This window comes from Aurantimonas sp. A2-1-M11, from assembly GCF_036549475.1.
GTDB lineage: Bacteria > Pseudomonadota > Alphaproteobacteria > Rhizobiales > Rhizobiaceae > Aurantimonas.
On the sequence record NZ_JAZHLI010000003.1, the window covers coordinates 141,835 to 148,574 of the forward strand.

Here is a 6,740-nt window from a genome sequence, read left to right on the forward strand (position 1 = left end):
GAGCGACAGCAGGTCCTTGGCAATATCGAGCATCAGTTCCTCCTTTGTTCTATGTTCGCTATATGTTCTCATTCCCTCGATGTTGTCAAGCGCTGGTTCAATCCGGCGCGCAAGCCCCCCCGCACCGGCCTGGGCCCGACCGAAATACGCGATGCGGGGCCGTGCGCGCCCCCCGGTGTGGCGTGCGGCATGCAAGACACTTGTACCGGCGTGCCGATCGGTTAGCGTAGGCGACTTCTAGAATGGCGAGGGTGAGATGAAGCGTAGGGCATTGCTGCTGGCCGGCGTCGTCTGCCTGGCGAGCGCTTCGGCACACACCGAGACGCTGGACGAGAGCACGCGCTATTTCGCCGTACGCGGCACGACGCTGGCCGAACTTGACCGCGACCTCAATCGGCGCGGTCCTTTCGTCGCCGAGACGGGCCTGCGCCACCCCGGTGCCACCGAGGTGAAGTTCGACGGCCACGTGACCTACAAGCGGGTCGACGCCGGATGCGTCGTCGATCAGGCCAACGTGAAACTCACGCTCAACATGCTGTTGCCGAGATGGGCGCCGCCCCGCGGCGTCGCGCCGGAGACGATCCTCATCTGGCAGACGCTGGAATCGGATATCGAGCGCCACGAAAAGCGCCATGCGGCGATCGCCAAGAGCTGGCTGAAGCGCATGGAGATGGCGCTGCGCAATCTGCGGCCGGAGCCGACCTGCGCGCGGATGGAAGCGCTGGTGAACCAGGTGACCCAGCGCTATCTGGCCGGGCATGAACGGGCCCAGGTCGAATTCGACACGATCGAGGGGCGCGAGGTGAATTTCCGGCTGCGTCGCGCGCTCAGCCGCGCTGTCTCCGACTATCGCCGCTGACGGGTTTCCGGCCGGTCGGCTTGCGCTTCAGACGGTCACGCGAAGATCCGCACGATCACCGGACGCCGAGAACGCCGGCTGAGATCGTTGCCGTATCGAGCGTAGGTCCCGCGACCGAACGCCCGTGGATTTGCGGTGCGGTTCAGGCCTGCCGCGCGGGCACCGTCAGCACCAGGCCGTCCAGGTCGTCCCGCATCTTGATCTGGCAGGACAGTCGGGAATTCGGCTGCGGTTCGTAGGCGAAGTCCAGCATGTCCTCCTCCATCGGCTCCGGCTCGCCGGTCTTCGCCGTCCAGGCTTCGTCGACGTAAACATGGCAGGTGGCGCAGGCGCAGGCGCCGCCACATTCCGCCTCGATACCGGGGACGTCGTTCTTGACGGCGTTCTCCATCGCGGTCGTGCCCTTCGGCGCGTCGATCTCGAAACGTTCACCCTCATGGGTGAGAAACACGAGCTTGGGCATGGAACGGGCTTTCCGGTAGCGAAGGATTCGGCGGCGGGTGTCGCGCCCCTTGGCGGGGCAGGCGGACACGCGAGACATGCGCCACCGCCGGTCGCGCCTCGTTAAGGTTCGTAAGGGTCGGAAGTCAACCGGCAGCCGGGACGCAGTGGCGCCGGTCGACCCCGTCAGCCTATCTGGCCAGACGCGTCACGAAGCCGAGCGTTTCGTCGACCACGGAGCGCAGCGTTACAAGACTCGCGGCATCGAAGCCGGATCGCTCGCTCGCCTCGGCGGCGTCGGCGAGCGGAAAGGCCCCGACATTGCGGCAGGCGCCCTTCAGCGTATGCGCGATCTGCCGCAGTTCCAGTCCGCCAGCCGTCTGCAGCCGAATCGCGACGAGTTGCAGATGCTTGACAAAGAGACCGAGAACTTCCCGCTCCAGCCCCCGGTCACCAGCGGTCTGGCGGGCCAGGTGCACGAGGTCGATCGGCCGCTGGCCGGAGGGAGAGCGCAGGACGCCCTCGCCGGCTGGCGAAAAGCTGTCGTCCGGGAGTGAATGCGCAAGCGAGACCATGGGACCATCCAACCAATCGAGCGATGCAGTCCGGAGCCGCGGCACGGCGCTCCGTCTGGCCGCAGGTCCGATCATCCGCCCCCCGGATGGAGGAAGCGTTAAGCGCGGTGACCGGAACCCGTCACAAGGCGTTGCGGACGCGCTATTGCAGTCTAGAATTATCTGGTGGACGACCCGTCCTGAAAATCGGTTTATCGTTAACCTTATGTTTAAACTTGTAGGGATCGGGCAGTTTTACGGTTTCTTTCGATGCGGTCGCTAACTAGCATCAATCATGCGAAACTGTCGGTTGGCCTCTGGCTGCGTGTTGACGGTTGACAGCGTCCGAAGTTGGCGAGGCCTGAAAACCTGTCGCCGCTTCGGTGGCCCATGCCGAGCGGGTCCAGAGTAACGAGTATTGAGGCGCGACGGAAATGTCCCAGACCAAATCCATCGACCAGCTCTCCGACGACACGGTCAACGAGATCGAGGAAGCGTTGCGTGAGGATTTCGCGGCCGATTCCGACGAGTCTCCGCGCGCTGCCTCGGGAAAGCTGGACCAGCCGTCCTCGGCCGACCGAACGGATGTCGATTTTTCCTTCGACGATTTCGAACGGCAGATCAGCGAGACCGCGGGAGAGCTGAGAACCGAGAGCGCCGAAGCCAAGCCGACGACCGGCGTCCGGCGCGCCTCGCTGGCGGATTTCGTCGCCTTCGACACTCCCACCCAGGAACAGAGCCCGCGCCGGGAGACGGAGTACGAGCCGCATATGGCCCGGCCCGCCGCGCCGCGCAGCCCCGCACCGGCCCAGGCACCGTCGACCGCCCAGCGTCCGCCGCGCGCCGGTCAACCTGCAGCAGAGACGCCGCGCCAGTCGGCGCCCGCCGCGCAACCGACACCTGCGCCCACGCCGGCTCGCGAGCGTCCGGCGGCGGCGGCGCGCCCCGTATCCGGCGAACGGCGCGCCGATGCGGGCGAACCGCCCCGCGCCTATTCCCAGCCTGCGGCCAATGACGAGGAACGCCGCACATCGGTGATGGCCGACGCGCTGCTCAGCCGCCGCGCCTCGATGATGCCGATCTGGATCGCAGCGGCCGTCTCCGCCGCCTGGGTCGGGCTAGTCGGCTTCATGGGCTACGATCTCTACGGCACTGATCTTGCCACGCTTTCGAATGGCGCGGCCGGGTCGCTGCCGCAGGCGGAACTCGCTATTCTGGTCGCGGTGCTGGTGGTCCCGGTGCTGCTGATCTTCGCCTTCGCGGTGATGGTCCGCCGTTCGGCCGACATGCGGCTGATGAGCCGGTCCATGGCCGAGGTCGCCCTTCGTCTGGCCGAACCGGAATCGATCGCCACGGAGCGGGTCATGAGCGTCGGACAGGCTGTCCGGCGCGAAGTGGCGGCTCTCGGAGAAGGCGTCGAGCGCGCGCTGGCGCGCACCGCCGAGCTGGAGAACGTCGTCCACAACGAGGTCAGCGCGCTGGAGCGCGCCTATGCGGACAACGAGGCCAAGATCCGCGGCCTCGTCAACGATCTCGGCGCCGAGCGCGACGCCATGCTGTCCCATGCCGAGCGCCTGCGCTCGGCCGTCGTCGGCTCCCATCAGCGCCTCGTCGAGGATGTCGACGGCGCCTCCGACCACATTCTCCAGCGCATCGAGGATGCGTCCCGGCGCTTTACGTCGCTGCTCGACGAGCGCGGAGAATCGCTGGCGCGCGACTACACCCAACGCAGCAACGCGTTCGTCGCGCTGGTCGACGAGCACACGCGCAATGCCCATGAGAGTATGGCTCGCGACAGCGACAGCCTCGTCGAACGCATTGCGAGAAGCGCCGACGACGCCACCGCACGGCTGAACGAGAGCGGCGACGAGGTCGCCCGCCTCATCGAGATGCGCACCACCGATCTCGACGATCGCAGCCGCGAGCTCATGGAGCGGATCTCCGCGGCCGGTGAAGCGATTTCCGGCCTGTTCCAGACGCGTGGCGACTCGCTTGCCGGCGACAGCGAGCGATTCCTGACTGACCTCACCGGGGTCCTCGACGACCGCGCGATCGGCATCGCGATGAATGGCGAGACCTTCCTGTCGAGCCTCGACGGCGCTTTCGAAGAGCGTCTGCGCGAGATCGACGAGCGGTCCAACGGCTTCATCGGTCGCTTCTCCGACGTCGGCAACGACATGACTGCCCGCCTGTCCGCGTCCGGCGATGCGGTCACCGGCCTTCTGAAGGCGCGCGGCGAAGCCGTCGCCAGCGAGAGCGAGAGGTTCCTGACCGACCTCACCGGGGTCCTCGACGACCGCGCGATCGGTATCGCGATGAATGGTGAGACGTTCCTCTCGAGCCTCGACGGCGCCTTCGAAGAGCGCCTGCGCGAGGTCGACGAGCGCTCCAACGGCTTCATCGGCCGCTTCTCCGACGTCGGCAACGACATGACCGCCCGCCTGTCAGCGTCCGGCGATGCGGTCACCGGCCTTCTGAAGGCGCGCGGCGAAGCCGTCGCCAGCGAGAGCGAGAGGTTCCTGACCGACCTCACCGGGGTCCTCGACGACCGCGCGATCGGTATCGCGATGAATGGTGAGACGTTCCTCTCGAGCCTCGACGGCGCCTTCGAAGAGCGCCTGCGCGAGGTCGACGAGCGCTCCAACGGCTTCATCGGCCGCCTCTCCGACGTGGGCAGCGACATGACGGCCCGCCTCTCCGCGTCCGGCGATGCGGTCACCGGCCTTCTGAAGGCGCGCGGCGAAGCCGTCGTCAGCGAGAGCGAGAGGTTCCTGACCGACCTCACCAACACGCTCGACGACCGGGCGCTCGGCCTTACCATGGACAGCCAGACCTTCCTGGCGAGCCTCGACGAGGCGTTCGAGACGCGCATGCGCGACATTGCCGAGAAGAACGGCATCTTCCTGACCAGCCTCACCGACGACATCGACAGCCGCCGGAACCGGCTGGACGAAGAGTCCGACCGTTTCCTGCAGACCCTCGAATTCAGCCTCGGCGAGCGCACGGAACAGGCAGCACGGATGCTGTCGGACACGTCCAGCCGCACTCTCGGCGACCTCGACAGCCGCCTTGCAGCGATCGACCACACCCTCACCGAGACCGGCGGCTCCCTGGTGGCGACCATCGAGGCCCGGGCCGAGGCCGTGGATCGCTCCACCGACCGCATTTCCCAGGCGCTGGCCGAACGCTCCCAGGAATTCTCCAGCGCCCTCGCAGAGCGCACGCGCGAAATCGTCGCCGCCTTCCACAGTGGCCACGCCGAACTGACGATGCGTGCCGGCGACGCCGTGACGCTCAGCCAGTCGGCACTGGACAGCCGCACCGGCGAGCTTCGGTCGCTCTTCGACGAGCGCATCTCGGGGCTCAACGCGCTGATGGACGAGCGCACCGGTCAGCTGGCCGGAACGCTGGATGATCGCCTGCTGGCCTTCGACCTGGCCAGCGACAGCCGCATCGAGACCATCACGGCGCAGTCCGGCGAGATGGATGCCGCCCTGGAGCGGACCGCCGCGCGCCTCGAGGAACTGCTCGCACGGCGCCGCGAGGAAATCGAGGCGATGGTCGAACGCAGTGCCGAAGGGCTGCGTGCCGCCCTCGACGGGCGGGTCGGTGCAATCGAGAAGAGCATTGCCGACCACAGCGAGGACATCGAAGCCGCCTTCGCCTTCTCCCAGCAGAGCCTTATCGGCAATCTGGACGAGAAGAGCATCGCCCTCACCCACGCCATCGAGGCGACCGTCGCCAAGATGGAAAGTCTCGTCGGCAGCGCCCAGGGCGCCCTGGCCGAAGGGGTCGACGACAAGACGCGCGAAATGGCGCAGCTGCTCGACGACCGCCGCAAGGCGATCGAGAGCCTGGTCGCGCAGAGCCGTGACGGCCTCGTCAATGGGCTCGACCAGCGCATCGACGCGATCGCCAGCCTTCTGGCCGACCGCGTCGGCCGTTTCCACCAGTCCCTGCAGTCGGAATCCCTTCGCTTCATCGGTGGGCTGGAAGAACAGGGCAGCCGCCTGATCGGCGATATCGACGCCCGCACCGGCAACCTGACGGCCGGCCTTGCCGACCGCATCGCGGCGAACCAGGCGCAGATGTCGACTGCGCAGGACGCCCTGCTGGCCGGCCTCGACGACCGCCACACGGCCATCCGCACGACGCTCGACGAGCGTACCAGCGTCATCCGCTCCCTGTCGGAAGAGACCCACGGTGCACTGCTGTCAGCCCTCGACGAGCGGATCGCCGGCATCACCGGGGGCTTCGACGAAGCGGTCAGACAGGTCGCGGACGACCTGTCCGAACGTGTCGACGCCCTGCGCCGGGTGGTCGACGAATCGCGCACGGCGATCGTCGGCGACGTCGACAGCCAGACCGACCGCCTGCGCCTCGAGATGGACGAGCGCACCCGGTCCTTCGGCGACGACATCGCCATCAATGCGGGCGCCCAGCTCGTGGCGATCGAAAACGCCCTGTCGATGGTCATGGAAGGCCTCGACGAGCGCACAACGCAGCTTCGCGGCGCAGCCGAATCCGTCGAGGCGTCGCTGGGCGAAAGCCTGGACGGCCGCTTCGAGCGCATCCGCAGCGTTATGCAGGATGGTCGCGATTCCCTCATCGGCGAACTCGACGGCCGCACCAGCACGCTGAACGAGGAAGTCACCGAGCGCGTCATGCGGGTCAGCGAAGGCCTCGACGCCCGCACCGCCGCAATGCGCGCGCTTCTCGAGGAGGCCCGCACGGTTCTCATCGACGGGCTCGACGAGCGGATGGCCGCCATCCACGGTGTGGTCGACGGCTCGCAGAGCTCGATTCTCGACGGCCTCGATGAGCGCACGGCGCGGATCAGCGAGGAATTCGAGACCGGCCGTTCGTCGATCGCCGCGGCGATCGAC

The 6,740-nt window shown here is 67.3% G+C and carries 4 protein-coding genes; 2 read left to right on the forward strand and 2 right to left on the reverse strand.

The genetic code is table 11. From position 1 onward, the window contains the following. Positions 1-256: 256 nt before the first annotated feature. Positions 257-859 carry a DUF922 domain-containing Zn-dependent protease gene (locus VQ042_RS02510; RefSeq protein ID WP_331815117.1) on the forward strand — a complete coding sequence of 201 codons (603 nt, stop codon included), beginning with the start codon at positions 257-259 and terminating at the stop codon, positions 857-859. Positions 860-1,001: 142 nt separating this feature from the next. On the opposite strand, the gene VQ042_RS02515 is transcribed toward VQ042_RS02510, so the two are convergent. Together VQ042_RS02515 and VQ042_RS02520 are read right to left on the reverse strand one after the other, a co-directional pair. Next, entirely contained in the window at positions 1,002-1,322 is a 321-nt protein-coding gene (locus tag VQ042_RS02515) for a 2Fe-2S iron-sulfur cluster-binding protein (RefSeq protein WP_331815119.1), read from the reverse strand. A 169-nt stretch (positions 1,323-1,491) separates the two neighbouring features. After that, on the reverse strand, positions 1,492-1,875 hold the full coding sequence (locus VQ042_RS02520) for an Hpt domain-containing protein (protein WP_331815121.1): 384 nt from the start codon (positions 1,873-1,875) through the stop codon (positions 1,492-1,494). 413 nt (positions 1,876-2,288) lie between these two features. Between VQ042_RS02520 and VQ042_RS02525 the strand changes: the two genes are divergently transcribed. Continuing rightward, on the forward strand, positions 2,289-6,740 hold a 4,452-nt coding region (locus tag VQ042_RS02525), incomplete at its 3' end, for a hypothetical protein (protein WP_331815124.1).